At 56.2% G+C, this 18,555-nt stretch carries 14 protein-coding genes; 9 read left to right on the top strand and 5 right to left on the bottom strand.

The features are described from left to right. Positions 1 to 100 precede the first annotated feature (100 nt). Positions 101 to 1,129 (top strand): hypothetical protein, encoded by a 1,029-nt coding sequence (locus BBKW_RS07220; protein WP_228428979.1) that lies wholly within the window; start codon positions 101 to 103, stop codon positions 1,127 to 1,129. A 6-nt stretch (positions 1,130 to 1,135) separates the two neighbouring features. Then, positions 1,136 to 2,212, top strand: a complete 1,077-nt coding sequence (locus BBKW_RS07215; RefSeq protein ID WP_033500478.1) for a hypothetical protein — start codon at positions 1,136 to 1,138, stop codon at positions 2,210 to 2,212. A 109-nt stretch (positions 2,213 to 2,321) separates the two neighbouring features. On the opposite strand, the gene hrpA is transcribed toward BBKW_RS07215, so the two are convergent. Both hrpA and BBKW_RS07205 read right to left on the bottom strand, forming a co-directional pair. Next, entirely contained in the window at positions 2,322 to 6,422 is a 4,101-nt protein-coding gene (gene hrpA / locus BBKW_RS07210; RefSeq protein ID WP_033500479.1) for an ATP-dependent RNA helicase HrpA, read from the bottom strand. After that, positions 6,419 to 7,030, bottom strand: coding sequence for a class I SAM-dependent methyltransferase (locus tag BBKW_RS07205; protein WP_193786570.1), 612 nt, complete (start codon positions 7,028 to 7,030; stop codon positions 6,419 to 6,421). The genes hrpA and BBKW_RS07205 overlap by 4 nt, the downstream gene beginning before the upstream one ends. A gap of 161 nt (positions 7,031 to 7,191) precedes the next feature. On the opposite strand from BBKW_RS07205, the gene hflX reads away from it, so the two are divergent. The 3 genes from hflX to BBKW_RS07190 all read left to right on the top strand — a co-directional run bounded on the left by hflX (position 7,192) and on the right by BBKW_RS07190 (position 11,010). After that, positions 7,192 to 8,652: a GTPase HflX gene (gene hflX, locus BBKW_RS07200; RefSeq protein WP_128832360.1), complete on the top strand. Its 1,461-nt coding sequence runs from the start codon at positions 7,192 to 7,194 to the stop codon at positions 8,650 to 8,652. A gap of 201 nt (positions 8,653 to 8,853) precedes the next feature. Then, positions 8,854 to 9,816, top strand: coding sequence for an L-lactate dehydrogenase (locus tag BBKW_RS07195; protein ID WP_004220646.1), 963 nt, complete (start codon positions 8,854 to 8,856; stop codon positions 9,814 to 9,816). 258 nt (positions 9,817 to 10,074) lie between these two features. Continuing rightward, complete coding sequence (locus BBKW_RS07190) at positions 10,075 to 11,010, top strand: cation diffusion facilitator family transporter (RefSeq protein WP_033500481.1); 936 nt, start codon at positions 10,075 to 10,077, stop codon at positions 11,008 to 11,010. Positions 11,011 to 11,122: 112 nt separating this feature from the next. On the opposite strand, the gene lexA is transcribed toward BBKW_RS07190, so the two are convergent. Further along, positions 11,123 to 11,836, bottom strand: a complete 714-nt coding sequence (lexA, locus tag BBKW_RS07185) for a transcriptional repressor LexA (RefSeq protein WP_033500482.1) — start codon at positions 11,834 to 11,836, stop codon at positions 11,123 to 11,125. Positions 11,837 to 12,131: 295 nt separating this feature from the next. On the opposite strand from lexA, the gene nrdR reads away from it, so the two are divergent. Continuing rightward, complete coding sequence (nrdR, locus tag BBKW_RS07180) at positions 12,132 to 12,584, top strand: transcriptional regulator NrdR (RefSeq protein WP_033500596.1); 453 nt, start codon at positions 12,132 to 12,134, stop codon at positions 12,582 to 12,584. A 184-nt stretch (positions 12,585 to 12,768) separates the two neighbouring features. On the opposite strand, the gene serA is transcribed toward nrdR, so the two are convergent. Then, complete coding sequence (gene serA, locus BBKW_RS07175) at positions 12,769 to 13,968, bottom strand: phosphoglycerate dehydrogenase (RefSeq protein ID WP_033500483.1); 1,200 nt, start codon at positions 13,966 to 13,968, stop codon at positions 12,769 to 12,771. A 10-nt stretch (positions 13,969 to 13,978) separates the two neighbouring features. Further along, positions 13,979 to 16,258 (bottom strand): HelD family protein, encoded by a 2,280-nt coding sequence (locus BBKW_RS07170; RefSeq protein ID WP_033500484.1) that lies wholly within the window; start codon positions 16,256 to 16,258, stop codon positions 13,979 to 13,981. A 260-nt stretch (positions 16,259 to 16,518) separates the two neighbouring features. Here BBKW_RS07170 and mraZ point away from each other — a divergent pair, with 260 nt between their 5' ends. The 3 genes from mraZ to ftsL are packed head-to-tail and all read left to right on the top strand — an operon-like array spanning position 16,519 to position 18,523. After that, complete coding sequence (gene mraZ / locus BBKW_RS07165) at positions 16,519 to 17,034, top strand: division/cell wall cluster transcriptional repressor MraZ (protein ID WP_003834334.1); 516 nt, start codon at positions 16,519 to 16,521, stop codon at positions 17,032 to 17,034. After that, positions 17,034 to 18,065, top strand: coding sequence for a 16S rRNA (cytosine(1402)-N(4))-methyltransferase RsmH (rsmH, locus tag BBKW_RS07160; protein ID WP_033500485.1), 1,032 nt, complete (start codon positions 17,034 to 17,036; stop codon positions 18,063 to 18,065). Before mraZ ends, rsmH begins: the two co-directional genes overlap by 1 nt. 2 nt (positions 18,066 to 18,067) lie before the next feature. Next, positions 18,068 to 18,523, top strand: a complete 456-nt coding sequence (gene ftsL / locus BBKW_RS07155; RefSeq protein WP_033500486.1) for a cell division protein FtsL — start codon at positions 18,068 to 18,070, stop codon at positions 18,521 to 18,523. The last annotated feature ends 32 nt before the right edge of the window (positions 18,524 to 18,555 follow it).

The raw sequence follows: 18,555 nt of genomic DNA, 5'->3' as shown, positions 1-18,555 counted from the left end.
TGATGGTGCTTGTTGGTTGTGAGAAGGGGTATATGTGAGTATGACGCGACGATTCGGAATGAAGCAGAGGATGGGCAGGAAACGTTCGAAATGCACTGCTGTGACTTGGACTCTGCTGGCGGCTGTCACGGCAGCCTGTATTGCGGTCGGATCCTGCGCATTGTGGCTGCCTGACCGCACTCCGACATTGCTCAGTTCGGCGGGGGAGAGGACTGTGGCTCCCGCCAGCGTACAGGAATACGCGGGCACGCAGCAGGTTACTGTGGTGCCCACCATTTCCAGTGACCGTGACCTTTCCGGCAATGCGAGTGGCATGGTCACCGCGGACTGGTCCGGCGACGGCCTGACCTCAGGCAAAGGCGCCTACCAGGTGAACGATCGCACGGTAGTGGCGTTGAACACCGCAACCCCCTTGTATCGCGATTTGAAGACCGGAGACACCGGCGGCGATGTGCTCGCCCTGAATAATGAACTCAACTTACTTGGCTACAACAGCGTTCCCGGATCGGATACCTACGGGTGGGCTACCTCGGACGGGTGGAAGCAGTTAATGACCGACAACGGTAATACGTCGGACGGATCATTGTCATTGGCCGACATATTGTGGATTCCCGGACACGAAGTCGCAGTTGACGAGTGGAGCGCAACCGCCGGAGCCATGGTGACGGGCGGCACCGCAATCGGCAAAATCCCCGGATCATTGACGAAACTCACCATCAAAAACGGCACCGCATCCGCACAGGACCGCACGTTGACGATATTCGGCATTACGGGAACATTGCCAGCCAATACCACTGAAATCACGGATGCCGGGTTCCTGCAACAAGTCGAAGCGAACAACAGCTATCAATCCGTGGACGTGGAATCCAAAAAGGCGGGATTGGACGCCACTCTGGCCTTGAGCGAACGGATGCGAGTGCTGCGCGTTCCTGCCGGCGCGGTATTCGGCATCAACGGTTCAACCGGCTGCATCGTGCCCAAATCCAATAACCATGGCAACACTCCCGTGAAAGTGTCGATCGTGGGAGGCGAACTTGGCGTGAGCCTCGTGCAAGCCGACAGCGAAGACATCGCTTCGATATCCAATGTGGAAATCGGCAGCGGACTCAACAATCTCACCTGCGAGTAGACGATTATGCGATTACGATCGGTGCTTTCCGAAGCGTTACGAAATATTGGCGCGGGAGTGAGTCATGCGATGCTCATGTTCGCAGCGGTATTGTTTGCGTCTACATTGCTCGGCGGATACGAGGCCGTCAATGTGGTGGGGCTTGAAACCGAGGCGGTGCAACGCATCAACGCCTATGCCGACGTTAACGCCATCGTCGGGGGAATGGTGGACGGAGCCGCATGCGACAGGCTCGCCAACGCTGGCGGCGGTATGATGGGCACCTTGGCCGGTGCGATGCGTGCCGGTCAACAGATTGTGCCGCTTGCCACGCCCGGCAAGGATATATCGTCGTATGAAGTGACGCCCGGCATGATTAGGATGATCGCCGGGAGCGCGAAGTCCGATGTGTCCGGCGTGTGGATATCTACCGACGTGGCCAAGGATTTTGGTCTCACCAAAGGCAGCGTAATGCAGACCGAACAGGGAACGATGAGCGTCGCAGGCGTGTTTGATTGGCCGAACGATGGTCGTGACACGCGATTCGCCTACGCGTTCCTGGTGCCTGTATCCGCGTCGAATGGCACGTTCGACGAATGTTGGGTCAGACAGTGGCCGCAAAGCGGGCAGACGGGGGATTTGTTATATTCCACGCTGGTTGCGTCGGGTTCGCCATCCAATGCCGGCGTGACGCAGGTGAATAAGAGTTTCGATTCGCATTACGATGCGCAAGCTTCGTACGAGCAGCGTATGACCCGTTGGATGCCGTGGCTGGGATTGGCTGTGGGGCTGCTGTTCGGCGCGTTCAGCGTACGTCGTCGTAGATTGGAATATGCTGGCGCATTGCATTCAGGGCAGTCCAAAGGTGCGCAATTGCTGGAAATCACTGCGGAAACGATGATTTGGAGCGGTTTGGCGTGTGCCTCTTCAGTCGCGCTGTTGAGCGCGTATTGCGTTCGCATGAGCAGCGCCGATGCGATGACCGTATGGTTGGGTGCGATGCGCACGCCATGTGCGATATTCGCTGGAGTGATGGTATCAAGCATGCTCGTCGGTATGACGATACGTGAAACGCAGTTATTCCGTTTCTTCAAGCAACGCTAAACATCGCTAACCCATGGTTCGGTTGGGGATGATTTCGTTAGGGACCATTGCCGTCGATACTGGAAAACTGCAAGTATCGACGGCAATGGAATATGAAAGATGATATGCGTTAGCTCAACGCTTTCTTGATGCGCTGCAGGCTGATCGGCTTCGGCGTGCCAAGTTCCTGTGCCCACAGTGATACGTAGAATTCCTCAAGCATCCAACGTGCGGTGGCCGCCTGCTTCATCAACGCCTCATGACGCGGACCTGCAGGCTCACGCTCGGCCTTCGCCATGGCCTTGTCGGCCAACTGCTTGGCCTCATCAGCCTCCCAAGCCCAACGTACATCACGATTCTTGTCGTTCTTCGCCTTACCTAAACGAAGCATGTCAGCATGCAAATACCGTTCAATCGACACCAACGCATCCGGGGGAGTCTTACCAATGAATCCCGGATACACCAGCGTGGCGATATGCTCACGAATCGACTGCAAAACACTCAACATCGGCAGATCAGCCTTGCCTGACACGGCTTTATCAACTTCCGCATACCGCTTCAAAATAACGATCACATCATGCGCAACCGCATATACGGTATCTTCGAACACTTCACGCACATCAAGCACCGCATTCGCCAACGCCTCATCATCCGGCAATTCGTCAACATTCGGCAGCAAACGCTTCACCGCAGCCAACTGCAGATCCTCAGCAAGATCCTTCGTGGACTGATATGGCGCGGACGCCAACATCAACGCCTCCGCACCCAACCAACGCGACGAAATACGCTCGCTCGGCATACGCAAAACATCAAGCGCACCGTGCCACAGCATGGTGGAACGAGCTTCAGTAGTGGCACCAGCCTTATGCAGCAGATTGGCCTGCTCCACAAGCTTGCCCTGATTCCCAGCGTTTTCCGCCTGCTTCTTCACCATCTGTCGTGCGGAAGCCTCGGCCTGCTCCGCAAACTTGCGCTGCAACTCCACCAACGATTTGCCCGTGCCAAGCACCTTGACGGGGCCCCGCGCACGACGCCTGCCATGCTGACTCTTGCGACTCGGAGGCAACTGTTGCTCCACCGAGAACGTCACGCGCAAATACGGCGTGAGCCTGCTCCACAATTCACCATTCAACACTTCAGGGTGGATTTGCGCGCCAACAATGCTGATGGCTGCCTGCGTGAACACATGAGGCAAATCCGGCCACGCGGCCACACCCTCCGCATTGGCAGGAGCAAGATTCGGCTTCTGCTGGCTACCGGAACCAGGCAGATCCGGATACCTCTCATCAATCCACGCACGAATCTTACGAGCCGTATCAGGAGCGGGAACAAACTGCACGCGCAACGTCTTCGGCAACGATTTGATCATGCCGACAATCAACTCATCCAACAATCCGGGAACATTCCACGTGAACTGTTCCGGTGTCAAACGAGACAACACCTTCAACGGCACATGCACGGTCACGCCATCGTTTGGATCATGCGGATCATACACATAACTCAACCGCAAATCGATAGGGGAGCCGTCCGTACCCAACGTATGCCAATGATCCGGATAATCAGCCAACGACACCGACTCGGCATCAGCAAGACGCTCCACCTTCTCCGGATCAAAATCCAACAAATCCGGCTGCTCATCACGCTTCGACTTCCACCATTTCGCAAGATCCGCAACCGACGTGACAGTATTAGGAATCACCGAATTATAAAAATCGAACAGATCCTCATCACTGACCGTCTGCGCCATCTGACGTGTACGACTCGCGTCATCGGCGGCATCCTCCAACACATCGCGATTCTTCGCAATGAAATCGTCATACGAGAACCGCTGCTGAATATCACCCTCGACCAAACCCTGACGAATCAGAAAATCACGGGCCTCCAGCGGATTGATACGACCCCACTGCACCGTACGATCCTGCACGATCGGCAAACCATACAACAGCACCTTCGCGCTCGCTACCGCGGAGCCACGCGAACCAGACCAATGCGGATCCGCATACGTGGTTCGCGTCAACGAACCCGCCAACGGCTCAGCCCAAGCAGGATCGATCTGGGCGGAATATCGCGCCCACAAGCGGCTCGTTTCCACCAACTCCGTGCTCATCACCCATTGCGGCGTTGACTTGGCAACCGCGGAAGCCGGGAACAACGCGAAATGCGTGCCACGCGCACCCTGATAATCATTCTTCGCCATCTTCTGCGCACGCTTCATGGCACGCGCACGGGCAGCGCCCTTCAAACCAGCGAAATCAGATGCCTTCGGCTCACGCACGATCTGCATGCCCATCATCGACAACAAGCCCGAAAGCATCGACGTATGAATACCCTGCGCATCCCACGAACAACACAACGAATGCGCAGCCTGCTGATTCAACGGAAGCTGACGAATCTCAAGCGGAGGACGCGAAGCCGGAATCGGATCGCCAACCTTGAACTTGAATTCCTTGCACATTTCACGCAACTGCGTGACCAGATCCTTCCACTGACGGATACGCAGCCAACTCAAATACTCAGTCTTGCAAATCCTACGAAGCGCGGAATTACTCGGCTCGCCATCAGCTTGGAACACGCGATCCCATAAGTTCAACGAGGTCAGAAAATCACTGGACGGATCGGCATACCGGTTATGAATACGGTCGGCCTCCTCACGATTCTCATCTGGGCGTTCGCGGGGATCCTGCAAACTCAGGAACGCGACCACCACCAGCACCGCGGCCAACGTGTTCGGCGTGGTCGACTTCGCGGCCTCGATAATCATACGGCCCAAACGCACGTCGATTGGAATGCGTGCAAGCATGCGACCCGTATGCGTCAGCACAACCTCGCCATGCTTGCGTGCCACAGCCTTCAACTCGGTCAACTCATTGAAACCATCAGACACCGCCTTCATGTCAGGCGGATCGATAAAGCCGAAATCCGTAACATCCTGCGCGGTACGAGCCACACCCACCGACAGCATATGCAACACGACCGCGCCCAACGACGTGCGCAGAATCTCAGGCTCCGTGAATTCCGGACGCGTCTCGAAATCCTCGCGAGAATACAAGCGAATCGCAATACCATCGGCAATACGGCCACAACGACCCGAACGTTGGTTCGCGCTCGCCTGACTGATCGGTTCAATCGGAAGCCGTTGCACCTTCGCGCTCTTCGAATAACGTGAAATACGAGCGGTGCCAGGGTCGACCACGTAACGAATGCCCGGCACCGTCAACGATGTTTCAGCCACATTCGTAGCGATTACAATACGCTGATGGTCATGCGGCTCAAACACGCGATGCTGCTCCTTGGCGGACAGCCGCGCGAACAGCGGCACGATCTCAATCGCATCAGGACGACGCATATCAATGGCACGCGGACCATAATGATGGCGCAGCGCATTCTCAAAATCATGAATGTCGCGCTCGCCCGAAGCGAACACGAGAATATCACGCGGGCCACGGTCATGATTCGAATGAATCACCAACTCGGCACAGGCGCGCGCCACCGCCGTCGGCATGTCAACGTTCGGCTCGCGGGAATCCTTTGCGTCGGGAGCGGCCGACAACGCCTCATAGTCGGCATCGCCCGGCATCGCGCCCGTTTCAAAACCGGGTACGGAACGCATCAATGCCGGAGCAGTGCCCAGCGGCTCATACACGACCTGCACGGGGTAGGTTCGCCCCGAAACCTCGATAACTGGCACTTTCGTATGCAAAGCATGTTCGAAATGCTCCTGAAACTTCACCGAGTCGATCGTCGCCGACGTGATCACCAATTTCAGGTCACGGCGTTTCGGCAATAGCGCAGTCAAATAACCGAGCAGAAAGTCAATATTGAGACTACGTTCGTGCGCCTCGTCGATAACGATCGTATCGTATTGCATCAGTTTCGGATCGCGTTGAATCTGTGCCAACAGAATACCGTCGGTCACCACGCGAAGACGGGTCTTCGGTGAGCTCTCATCGGTGAAACGCACCTGATAGCCGACCTCGTCGCCCAAACGCACGCCCATCTCCGAGGCGATACGTTCGGCCACGGTACGAGCGGCCAACCTACGCGGCTGCGTGTGCACAATCTGCCTGCCATGCGATCCACGGCCCAATTCCAACAGAATCTTCGGCAGCTGCGTGGTCTTACCGGAACCCGTCTGACCAGACACAATCACCACTTGGCTCGACTTCACCGCCTCGGCAATATCACTACGTGCAGCGGAAACCGGCAGTTGGGAAGGATATTCGAATTTCATGCCTTCATAACCTCGATAACGCGGAAGCCCTTCGAACTCGCGTACTTACTTACCTCATAACCGTCGCCAAGCTGCGTGGCAAGCCACGGAATCAACGAATCCGACCCCAGATTCTTCTGCACCACCAAATAGGCGGCACCACCCGCATTCAAACGTGGCAGCCACGTCATCAACAACTCATGCAGCACATCCTTGCCAACACGAATCGGTGGATTCGACCAAATCAGATCAAACGTCACATCAGAAGGGATCTCATCGGCGGTGATTGCACGAACGTTCCTCACACCATTGAGCTCGGCGTTGCGACGAGTCAGATCCAACGCGCGTTCATTCACGTCCAACGCCCAAATATCAGCCTTCGGCGAAGCAAAACCAAGTGTCAACGCAATCGGACCCCAACCGCAACCCAAATCAAGGAACGTACCCTCCTCAGGAGGCTCCGGAGCCTGACGAAGCAGTACGGACGTTCCCAAATCCACGCGATTGCCGGAAAACACGCCATTGGAAACCTCAACATCGGCCTCATTGCCGCGCAATACAACATGCAGTCTCTTACGTACATCTTTCGACTGCGGATCAGCCACAAAATACTGTTCGGCCTGTGCCATACCCACTCCTTGCAAACGCTCGCCTACGGTACCACGCAAGCCACGCTCGTCCACGTGGCGAATGCCCGATACCCATGTCTCTAGAGAATGATGATAATAAAGACACCATAGTTTAACCGTGAGAGGTGCCATTGAGCCAAGAAAACGACATCGAGCATAGCATGAGTGCCAATGACGTGTCAGGCGTGCTCGCCGACCAGTCCGAAGTGCTGCTTGATACCAACGGCGAGAACCATTTCAATGAATCCCATGACGAACAATGGCAGGAACGCGAATCCCGCAATGCGTTGAAGCATGTGTCCGGACTCGGCGAAATGCAAGACGTCACCGAAGTCGAATACCGAAAAGTCCGCCTCGAACGCGTCGTGCTCGTCGGTGTGTGGTCCAGCCGTGAAACCACACAGGCACAGGCCGAAGAATCATTGCGAGAACTTGCCGCGCTCGCCGAAACCGCCGGTGCCGTAGTATGCGACGGCCTGCTGCAGCATCGTATCAAACCGGACGCAGCCACATACGTTGGCTCCGGCAAAGCCCGCGAACTCGCCGGAATCGTGGCGCAAGAGGAAGCCGACACCATCGTTGTGGACGATGACCTACCGCCAAGCCAACGCCGCGCCTTGGAAGACGCCACCAAAGTGAAGGTCGTGGACCGCACTGCCGTGATCCTCGACATTTTCGCCCAACATGCGACCTCACGCGAGGGCAAAGCCCAAGTGGAACTGGCGCAGCTTGAATACATGCTGCCGCGACTGCGAGGCTGGGGCGGATCACTATCACGCCAGGCAGGCGGACGAGCCGCGGGGGATGCGGGCATCGGCTCGCGAGGACCTGGCGAAACGAAAATCGAAATGGACCGCCGCGTAATTCGCAGCCGAATTGCCAAACTCCGCAAACAGATCGAACAGATGGCTCCCGCGCGTGACGTCAAACGTGGCGCTCGTCGCCGTTTCGGATTGCCCACCGTTGCCGTGGTCGGATATACGAACGCAGGAAAATCGTCGTTGACGAATCGACTGACCGGTTCCGCGGAACTGGTGGAAAACGCGCTGTTCGCCACCTTGGACACCGCGGTGCGCAGGGCGCGGGCCAAAGACGGACGCCGATATGCGTACGTCGATACTGTCGGATTCGTACGGCGTTTGCCCACGCAGCTGATTGAAGCGTTCAAATCCACACTGGAGGAGGTCGCTGAAGCCGATCTGATCGTGCATGTGGTGGACGGCTCGCATCCGGATCCGTTCTCGCAAATCGACGCGGTCGACGATGTACTTGCCGACATCGACGGCGTCGAAACCATTCCCACGATCATCGTGTTCAACAAGGCCGACCGTATGGATGAGGCCATGCGCGAGCGTATCGAGGCGTTGATGCCGGAAGCGTACATCGTGTCGGCGTTTTCCGGCGAAGGCGTCGACGAGCTGCGTATGCAGGTGGAATCCGTGCTGCCGGCACCAAACGTGCATGTCGAGGCGTTGCTGCCATATACTGCCGGTTCGCTGGTGTCGCGCGTGCGTGAATACGGCAAGGTGATCAACGTCGAATACCGTGACGACGGCATGATGCTCGAAGCGGAAGTGGACGATCATTTAGCTGCACAAATCGTGGAACAGTCAATCGGCTGAAAACCTTGCAAAACAGTGCAACGCAACGGGCACAGCATTTGTGAGCGCTCACATGCTTTGTGAGGCATATCACTTTTCAGTACCTGCAAGTCGTGTTACAACGCATCAAAACGTCATGCTGTATGGATAGAGTAAAGATGAAATCCTAAGGAGAAACCTGCTACCAGCGGGACATTCTTTTCTTGTAAGAGAGGTAAGCACATGGTGGATTCACCAATCAAGCCCACAAAGCTCGCTATCATCGGTGCCGGTGCAGTCGGCTCCACTCTCGCTTTCGCTGCCGCTCAGCGTGGCGTCGCACGTGAGATCGTGCTCGAAGACATCGCCAAGGAACGTGTCGAAGCCGAAGTGCTCGACATGCAGCACGGCTCCAGCTTCTTCCCGACCGTGTCCATCGCAGGCTCCGACGATCCGGAAATCTGCCGCGACGCCGACATGATCGTTATCACCGCAGGTCCGCGCCAGAAGCCGGGCCAGTCCCGCCTCGAACTGGTCGGTGCCACCATCAACATCCTCAAGGCCATCATTCCAGGTCTCGTGAAGGTCGCTCCGAACGCCATCTACATGCTCATTACCAACCCGGTCGACATCGCAACCCATGTTGCCCAGAAGATCTCCGGCCTGCCGGCAAACCAGGTCTTCGGCTCCGGCACCAACCTTGACTCCGCACGCTTGCGCTTCCTGATCGCCCAGCAGACCGGCGTCAACGTCAAGAATGTGCACGCCTACATCGCCGGCGAACACGGCGACTCCGAAGTGCCGCTGTGGGCCTCCGCCACCATCGGTGGCGTCCCGATGTGCGACTGGACCCCGTTGCCGGGCCACGCCCCGCTCGACGCCGAAGTCCGTGAGCAGATCCACCAGGACGTCAAGAACGCCGCCTACAAGATCATCAACGGCAAGGGTGCAACCAACTACGCCATCGGCATGTCCGGCGTCGACATCATCGAAGCCGTCATGCGCGACTCCAACCGCATCCTGCCGGTGAGCTCCATGCTCCACGACTTCCACGGCATCTCCGACGTCTGCATGTCCGTGCCGACCCTCCTCAACCGCTCCGGCGTCAACACCGCCATCAACACCCCGGTGTCCGACCGCGAGCTCGCAGCCCTTACGCGCTCTGCAGAGACGCTGAAGGAAACCGCCGCCCAATTCGGCTTCTGATAAAAAACGCGGTAACGGAGTGTCAGCTGCGTTACACGGAATGCGACGTACTTTTGTGCGCCTTGCTGTCGCACGAGTTGTCGTGTTTTTGTTTGATCTGGGTATTGACAGACGGATGATGAGTCGTTAGACTGCAAGCAGAAATAACGGAAACCCCAGCCTTTGGCTGGGGTTTCTTGCGTTTTACAAGCAATGAAAATGGTATTGAGAAACAATTTCAATAAGTTCCTCAATCAATTAGGTTGAAGGATTATATACATGGCACGCGACCACACGTACGGAACAACGGCGAACGTAGGAGCGGAACATCAAAAACGACTCATGATGTCACTGGGACTCACCTCGACGGTATTCATAGCGGAAGTCGTCAGCGCAATCATCACCGGATCATTGGCACTGCTCGTAGATGCAGGCCATATGCTCACCGACATGTCCGTGCTCATCGCATCAACCGTCACCGCAATACTGATGCAACGCAAACCCAGCAACAAACGCACTTGGGGATGGGCGCGGCTCGAAGTGCTCACTGCGGCAGTCGGAGCCCTCATACTCCTCATCGTCGGCATCTATGCACTCGTGGAAGCGGGCATGAGACTCTTCGGAGGGTCTGCTGACGAAATAAGCGACGTGCGGCTGTTGCTCTTCATGGGCATACTCGGCCTCGCCGCCAACGTCGGATCAATCTTCATCCTCGCATCGCAAAGCGAAGACAACATGAACATGAAAGCGGCGTTCCTCGAAGTCATGAACGATGCCTTGGGATCCGTAGCCGTAATCGTATCGGCAATCGTGCTCATCTGCACCGGCTGGGCCGGCTTTGACGCGGTTGCCGGCGGCGTCATCGCGCTCATGATGATTCCACGCGCCATCAAGCTCCTGCGCAACGCGGTCCGTGTGCTCTTGGAAGAAACACCCAAGGGACTTGACCTTGACGAAGTACGGGCCCATTTGGAGCAAGTGCCACATGTTATTGCTGTGCACGACCTTCACGCCAGCACAGTATCCACCGGCATGCCGATCCTCATGGCGCATGTCGTGGTCGAACGAGACCTCACCATGAAGGGGGCCGCGGAAATACTCGCCCAACTACAGGACTGCCTGCGTGAACATTTCCCCGTATCGGTTCCGCACACTACCTTCCAGCTCGAACCGGAGGGATATAGTTCGGCGAGCAAACCCGAAATGCATTCCTGACCAACGGGAACCCTGCTGTGTTATGAAAAACCGCGCTCTTGGACGTGAAAACAAACATCTGACTTCACGTTCAAGAGCGCGGTTCCGTAAACGACGAGACGATTCCTATGCCTTAGATCTTGCGGAGTACGGTAACCACCTTGCCCATGATCTCAGCATGCGTGCCATCAATGGGGGAGTAAGCGGGATTGTGCGGAATAAGCCAGACATGACCATGATCCTTGCGGAACGTCTTCACTGTGGCCTCATCGTCGAGCAGTGCCGCCACAATATCCCCGTTCTCTGCGGTGTTCTGCTCGCGTACCACCACAAAATCGCCGTCGCAAATGGCTGCGTCGATCATGGAATCGCCGTGCACCTCAAGCATGAACAGATTTCCGGTACCGGTGAGTCGTTCGGGCAGTCGCATCACATCATCCACATGCTGTTCGGCGGTGATGGGCACTCCCGCGGCGATGCGCCCCACCAAAGGAACATCTCGTGAGGCCATGATGGAACCGCTGGAATCGGATTGGGCTGGGAATGGAATGACCTGTGTCACCCTGCTCGACGAGGATGCATCGTCAAAGCTTACGACTTCAATAGCCCTGCCCTTGTTCGCATTCATGCGAATAAAACCCCTTTCGTCAAGCACCTGCAGCTGGTGTTTGACGGATGACGGACTTTTCAGCCCTGCGGCTTCGCCGATTTCGCGGAACGAAGGGGCGAAGCCTTGTTCGGCCAGATGCTTTTTGATGGCACCGAGCACCTTGCGCTGACGATCGGTCAGCGTGCTTTCATCCGGACGTTCGGCATCCTTTTTGGGTGTGAATGGGACGGTGCTCACGGTGGGCTCCTTTCAGGTCTCAGGTCAGCATAACGCGAAACGACGAGAAAATCAAACATCTGTTCGAGGTGTGTTTGCATTTGTCGAACACATGTGCCATACCTAGAACATGTGTTCGATGGGGCGGCTGTTCGAGAAGTAGTGCTGCGATGATTCGTGTACGGTGGATGAGCTGGTGCGCTTGAATGATCTGGACTCTGTCTCGTTAAGGGCCGGGCAAAGGCTTATCGTTCCTGACAAGGTGTGACTCACGTGGGGTTGGCCTAGTTCAATGGCTCAGGCTATTCTTAACACCATGCATTGCCCGTTTTGTCAGAATCCAGATACAAAGGTGGTCGATACCCGCATCAGCGATGACGGCCACTCCATTCGCCGTAGGCGAGAGTGTCCGAAATGTTCCAAGCGTTTTACCACGCTGGAGACCACCATGCTGTTGGTGGTGAAGCGCTCCGGCAACGTCGAACAGTTCGATAGGAACAAGGTGATTTCCGGTGTTCGAAAAGCATGTCAGGGTCGCCCAATCAAAGAAGACGATTTGAAGGCGCTCGGTCAGCAGGTTGAAGAGGACCTTCGTGCTCGGGGGCTTGCCCAAGTCAAGTCCGACGAGGTCGGCAAAGCCATTCTGAAACCGTTGCGTGATCTCGACGAGGTCGCCTATATGCGTTTCGCCAGTGTGTATCAGAACTTTGAGAATCTTGGGGATTTTCAGAATGCGATCAATGAGCTGAAAGCTGACGCGCTGAAGTAGTTTGGGCAGTCGCTATTAAAACGTGCGACAAGGCGTTGTCTTGTCAAGGATGGACTAGGTGACGCAAAAGTTGAGCGATTACGGCAATGACATGAAGTGTATGCATTGTGGGGGTTCCAGCCGCTTAGGTTGGAACCCCCACAATGCATACATGCAGTATTGACGTATGCCGTATTGCAGACCGTCAGCTGATTACACGCATGCGGATCGTGCCTTCAATGGCTGCAAGCTCATCCAAAGCTTTCTGGCTCGGGCGCTGCGCCACATCAGTGACCACATAGCCGATTTCACCTTCGGTACCAAGCGCCTGGGCTGCGATATTGATGTTCTCTTCCCCAAGCACGTGGTTCACCTTGGCGAGGACGCCAGGTAGATTCGCATGAAGATGCGCGATGCGGAAGTTCGAACGGATATCGGACAAGGTAATCTGCGGAAGATTAACCGACAACATCGTGGAACCCTTGAACCAATAATCCTCAAGACGCTGTGAAACGAACTGGCCGATGGATTTCTGCGCTTCAAGCGTGGAACCGCCAATATGCGGGGTCAGAATCATATTGTCTTCATCCGCAAGGTTCGTCAAGAATTCATCGCCGCTTTTCTTCGGCTCGACCGGGAACACATCCACCGCGGCGCCCGAAATATGACCGGAATCCAAATGCTTCTTCAACGCGTCCAAATCCGCTACGAAACCGCGGGACAGATTGATGAAAATCGAATCCTGCTTCATATGGGCGAACTGATCCTCACCGAAGAAACCGGTATTGGACTTGCGGCCATCGACATGCAAAGTGACCACATCGGACTGCTCAAGCAGCTCGTTCAGCGTGGAGCAACGGTAAGCATTGCCCATGGCAAGCTTCTCTTCGATGTCGTAGAACACCACACGCATGCCAAGCGCCTCGGCGATGACGGAAAGCTGGGAACCGATATTGCCGTAGCCGATGATGCCGAGCGTCTTGCCTCGCACCTCATGGGATCCGGAAGCGGATTTATCCCACATGCCATGCTTCATGTGATGGGTGTGCGCGGGAATGCGGCGCATTAGGCAGATGATATCGCCGATGACCAGTTCCACCACGGAACGGGTGTTCGAATATGGGGCATTGAACACGGCGATGCCATGCTTGCCCGCATAGTCAAGATCAACCTGATTGGTACCTATGCAGAAGCATCCAACCGCGGTGAGCGTCGGACGGGCATCGATGACTTTGCGGGTCACGCTGGTTTTGGATCGGATCCCCAGAAGGTCAACGCCTTCCAGAGCGTCGATGAGTTCGTCTTCGTTGAGAGCGCCCTTGAGGCACTCGACTTCGAAGCCGTGGTCACGCAGCGACTGCGCCGCGTCGGGATGAATGTTTTCAAGTAACAATGCTTTAGGCATGATTCCTACCTTATAGTTTGAGCAGTTTTTCGTCAGCATTTGTCCGGACTATAAGCAGACGTTGCGTCGGCCTGGTCATGGCGACGTACAGATCGGCGGCTGCCACAATGCGCGAAGGAGCGTTCTCCTCGATGATTCCCGGCTGTACCACCATCACTGCGTCATACTCCAGTCCCTTCACCATTTGGGTGGAGCAGACGGTCACCTGCTCATCCCAGGAACTTTGCGCATCAAGACGGTCGAATTCCTTTGCCGGCAATGTTTCACGCAACTGTTCGTACACGCGCCTACGCAGTGGCTTGACCATATCATCAGGCGCAATGATGGCCACACGTCCAGTGCCGTCGGCGGATATGTACGAACGAACCAGATCGACGGTCTGCTGCGCCACGGCGTCGAAAATCAGACTTTCATCAGCCAAGGTGAAACGCTTGACCGAATCAGGCACACCGCGAACCGCATTGACGGTGGAGATGTACAAACCTTCGGCGGCCGCGAAATCGCAGGCGAGCTGCGATACTTCCTTTGGATTACGGTAGTTGATCGTCAATTCGTTGAGCTGCCAATTGCGAGGTCCGAACAGGGGATCCATCATGCGTCGCCACGAACGGGTGCCGCCCAACGCGGACGTTTGCGCTACGTCGCCCACAATGGTGAACGAACGCGATGGGCAACGGCGGATGAGCATACGCCAATCCATGGCGGTGAGTTCCTGAGCCTCATCGACGACGATATGGCCATACGTCCATTCGCGGTCCGAGGCGGCGCGCTGCGCGGTGAGTTCAGCGTCCATACCGTTGATGTTATCCACCAGCATTTGCGAGGTGACGATGCCGGAACCGATGCCAGCCTGCGCCAACGTGTCTTGCGCGAATTGCTCTTCTTCGGCGCGTTTGGCGTCCAACTCCTTTTGACGGGCGATCGCCTTCGGGTCGGGACCAAGTAGCTCCATGGCCTCATCTAGCAAGGGAACGTCGCCGACTGTGAACGGCGATCCCTTCGGACGAGTCAGCGCTTCGATGTCTCGTTCCTCAAGCCAAGGTGCGAAACGGCGAAGTTGCTGCGGCTTGCAGAACAATTGGTCGACCAGCCATTCGCCGGTCATCGGCAGCCAGGCGAGATTCAACGTCTTACGCAGTGCATCGTTCATGCGCAGCTGCTGCATCACATCCGTCAATTCGGCCTGTTCCGGCTCATAATCAAGTTTGTCCACATAACGGTTGCGCATGGCGATCAGCATGCTGTGCACGAAGGTTTCGCGTGCCTTGTTGTGCTGCTGTCGCGTGCGCTTGGCATCGGTGATGGCCTGCTCGATATCCGTGCGCACGATGGGCACAGTGAATCCGTTGATGCGAATCGACGGCAACTGCGAAGGAACACGTTCCCTTGCTGCGACGGCGTTGGCGATGGTCTTGGCCATGCGTCGGTCGCCCTTGAGTTTTGCCGCGAACGGATCATCATGCGCTGTCGCGATTACGCCGGGAATGAGATCGGCGATGGTACGGCTGACCACTCCGGTCTCACCAAGGGAGGGCAGCACCTGGTCGATGTAGTGCAGGAACGTGGAGCTAGGGCCGACTACCAGCACACCGGAACGTTCGAGCATTCTTCGATGTGTGTAGAGCAGATATGCCGCACGATGCAGGGCGACGGCGGTTTTGCCGGTACCCGGACCGCCCTGCACCACCACGGCCTGATTGAGGTCCGCACGGATAATACGGTCCTGTTCGGCTTGGATGGTGGCCACGATGTCGGTCATCTTGCCAGTGCGTTTGGCGTTCAATGATGCAAGCAGCGCGCCTTCACCAGTTAACGTGCCGTCCGAGGACGCTTGACCCACTTGGTCGGAATGCACATCGAGTACCTCATCTTCGACGCCGACCACTTCACGGAAACTTAGCGTGATATGGCGGCGCATCACGATATCGCCATGATGCGAAGGCGTCGCCTCATAGAATGGACGTGCCGCGTCGGCTCGCCAATCGGTGAGGATCGGCTCATGGTGCTCGTCGGACAATCCGATACGACCGATGTACCGGTGCGCGCCGTGAACATCATCGAGCCTGCCGAACACCAGACGGTCTTCGACCGCACGCAACTGGGTGAGACGGTCCTCGTACATGGTGGCGAAGGAGTCGCGTTCGGTGCGTTGCGTGGGTGAACCGTGCGAGCCAGCTGCGCGCACGGTGTCGAGACGGGCACGAGCTTGAGCCCGTAGGTCGTCCAAGCGACCATACGCACGGCTGACGGCCTGTTGCTCTTCGCGCAACTGGGCGGAATAACTCGACATCTGCAATCCCTTCCTCACAAAACTTAGGCACTCCAATGTACCCCGAGGCTTCTACGAAAACGTTATTGCCAAGCGAAAAGTGATGTCTCTAGGACAGGATGACGAATGAATTCCGATGGAGTTTGTTCATTGTGGGGAGAAACGTACTTTTATTTGCTGTTTTTCCATTTATGTGGGGATTTATGGTGATCCGTGGGGTAGAGTGGGGAAAGAGTCTTGGGCCTGAGGTGTTTCTGTGTGTTGAATAAGGAGGTGTGGTGATGGTTCAAAGCGTTGAAACCACGCCATTCTCCGAGGACGATGCAATGCAGGCGGGCAGCATGATGGCGGGATTGCCGCCATTGCTGCTGGGAACATACACTCCAAAAATCGACGCCAAAGGACGCATGGCACTGCCTGCGAAATTTCGCAGTCAATTGGGATCGGGCATGGTGATGGCCAGAGGTCAGGAACGTTGCGTTTACCTGCTGCCCCAATCGGAATTTCGCCGGATCGCGTTGCAGATTCAGCGCACATCCATGGGCAACAAGGCCGCGCGCGACTATTTGCGCGTATTTCTTTCCGGTGCCGTTGACCAGGAGCCGGACAAGCAAGGACGTGTGCTCGTGCCGCAGATGTTGCGCGATTACGCGAATTTGGAAAGCGACATTGTGGTGATTGGTGTGGGAACCCGAGCGGAGATTTGGAATAAGCAGGCATGGGAGGATTATCTCGCCGAAAAGGAGCAGGGATATTCCGATATTGCCGATGACGTATTACCGGCGGTGGAATTCTGATGACAGATGTGACAACGATTCATCAGCCAGTGTTGCTGCGTGACTGCGTGGATCTGGTGGCGCCTGCATTGGCGAATCCGGGGTCGATCGCCGTGGATTGCACGCTTGGCTTGGCCGGGCATTCCACGGCATTCCTTAAAGCGAGCCCGCATGCTCGCCTGATTGGCATCGACCGAGACACTGAGGCCCTTGCGCTTGCCACGCAGCGAATGCAGATGGAAGGACTTGCCGATCGCTTCATACCTGTGCATGCCGCATTCGACGATTTCGCGCAAGTGCTTGATGATCGAGGAATCGATCAAGTGAATGCCGTGTTCATGGATCTGGGATTGTCAAGTCTGCAGATCGATGAGACGGAGCGGGGATTTTCATATTCCCACGATGCGCCTTTGGACATGCGTATGGACGTGACCCAGCCATTGACCGCTGAGCAGGTGCTTGCCGATTATTCGGTTGCCGATCTGGCGCGCATTTTCCGTACGTATGGTGAGGAACGCTTCTCCAAGCAGATTGCCCGTGCAATCGTGCGTAGGCGTGAGATCGAGCCGTTGACCACATCAGGGCAGCTTAACCGTCTTGTGGATGAGGTTGTGCCTCAGGCGCACCGTCCTGCAGGAAATCCTGCCAAACGAGTGTTTCAAGCGCTGCGTATCGAAGTCAACGGTGAGCTCGACAAATTGGCGGGGACATTGCCCCAGATCGCCAACCATCTCGCGGTGGGAGGGCGTTTGGTGGTGGAGTCGTACCATTCGCTGGAAGACAAAACCGTCAAAACATTCATGAATCAAGGTCTGAAAACTGACGTGCCTGCGGACATGCCGGTGATTCCGCCGGATATGATGCCGTTCTTCAAGGAGCTTACGCGAGGCGCCATCAAAGCCGGCGACGAGGAAATCGCCATGAATCCGAGGTCGGCTTCCGTACGATTGCGTGCAGTGGAACTGACCAGACCAATTCCCGAACGCTGGCGAAAACGATTCGACCAAGGCAATGACTACGCAAGCATGAAACGACAAGGAAGGAGGGGCTGAACGTGTCCGCACCAAGAACGATCGCATCAAACGCGGCTCCCGCAGGACGCCGGGACCAAAACGAAATCGCAGGCACCACTCGCCCTGAATTGCATGTCGTCAAAGGAACACGTGCCGAAGGCAATGGTGTCAAGCGGGGAGTCGAACAGCTCATCACATGGACTCGCACCAGAAGCACCCCATTGCTGCATTTGGTCATTGCTGTCGTTTTCCTTGGAGTCTGCCTTGTGGGATCCTTGATGCTACGCACCCAAATGGTGCAACATTCCTTCGAAGCGAACCAGATCGAGTCGAACATCACCCGTTTGACGCAAGACGTGGAAGATGATCAGACCAAGCTTGACGAGCTTGAAGCCTCTCTGCCAAGCAAAGCCGAGGAAATGGGCATGGTACCTCAAAAAGGTGCCTTGACGATTGATCTGAATGGCTATCAGCCAAGCGGAGACGACGTTCAGTGAATCCTTTTCGCAGCACGTACGCGCGTTTCCAT

Origin of the sequence: Bifidobacterium catenulatum subsp. kashiwanohense JCM 15439 = DSM 21854 (genome assembly GCF_001042615.1) — a bacterium.
Classification (GTDB): Bacteria; Actinomycetota; Actinomycetes; order Actinomycetales; family Bifidobacteriaceae; genus Bifidobacterium; species Bifidobacterium catenulatum.
Note: the sequence above shows the minus strand (reverse complement) of the source record. Positions and strands in the feature narration are given on the sequence as shown.

Coding starts and splice junctions, on each gene's coding strand:
- BBKW_RS07215 (WP_033500478.1), top strand. CDS start 1,136: ATGCGATTACGATCGGTGCTTTCCGAAGCGTTACGAAATATTGGCGCG.
- hrpA (WP_033500479.1), bottom strand. CDS start 6,422: ATGAAATTCGAATATCCTTCCCAACTGCCGGTTTCCGCTGCACGTAGT.
- BBKW_RS07205 (WP_193786570.1), bottom strand. CDS start 7,030: ATGGCACAGGCCGAACAGTATTTTGTGGCTGATCCGCAGTCGAAAGAT.
- hflX (WP_128832360.1), top strand. CDS start 7,192: ATGAGTGCCAATGACGTGTCAGGCGTGCTCGCCGACCAGTCCGAAGTG.
- BBKW_RS07195 (WP_004220646.1), top strand. CDS start 8,854: ATGGTGGATTCACCAATCAAGCCCACAAAGCTCGCTATCATCGGTGCC.
- BBKW_RS07190 (WP_033500481.1), top strand. CDS start 10,075: ATGGCACGCGACCACACGTACGGAACAACGGCGAACGTAGGAGCGGAA.
- nrdR (WP_033500596.1), top strand. CDS start 12,132: ATGCATTGCCCGTTTTGTCAGAATCCAGATACAAAGGTGGTCGATACC.
- serA (WP_033500483.1), bottom strand. CDS start 13,968: ATGCCTAAAGCATTGTTACTTGAAAACATTCATCCCGACGCGGCGCAG.
- BBKW_RS07170 (WP_033500484.1), bottom strand. CDS start 16,258: ATGTCGAGTTATTCCGCCCAGTTGCGCGAAGAGCAACAGGCCGTCAGC.
- mraZ (WP_003834334.1), top strand. CDS start 16,519: ATGGTTCAAAGCGTTGAAACCACGCCATTCTCCGAGGACGATGCAATG.
- rsmH (WP_033500485.1), top strand. CDS start 17,034: ATGACAGATGTGACAACGATTCATCAGCCAGTGTTGCTGCGTGACTGC.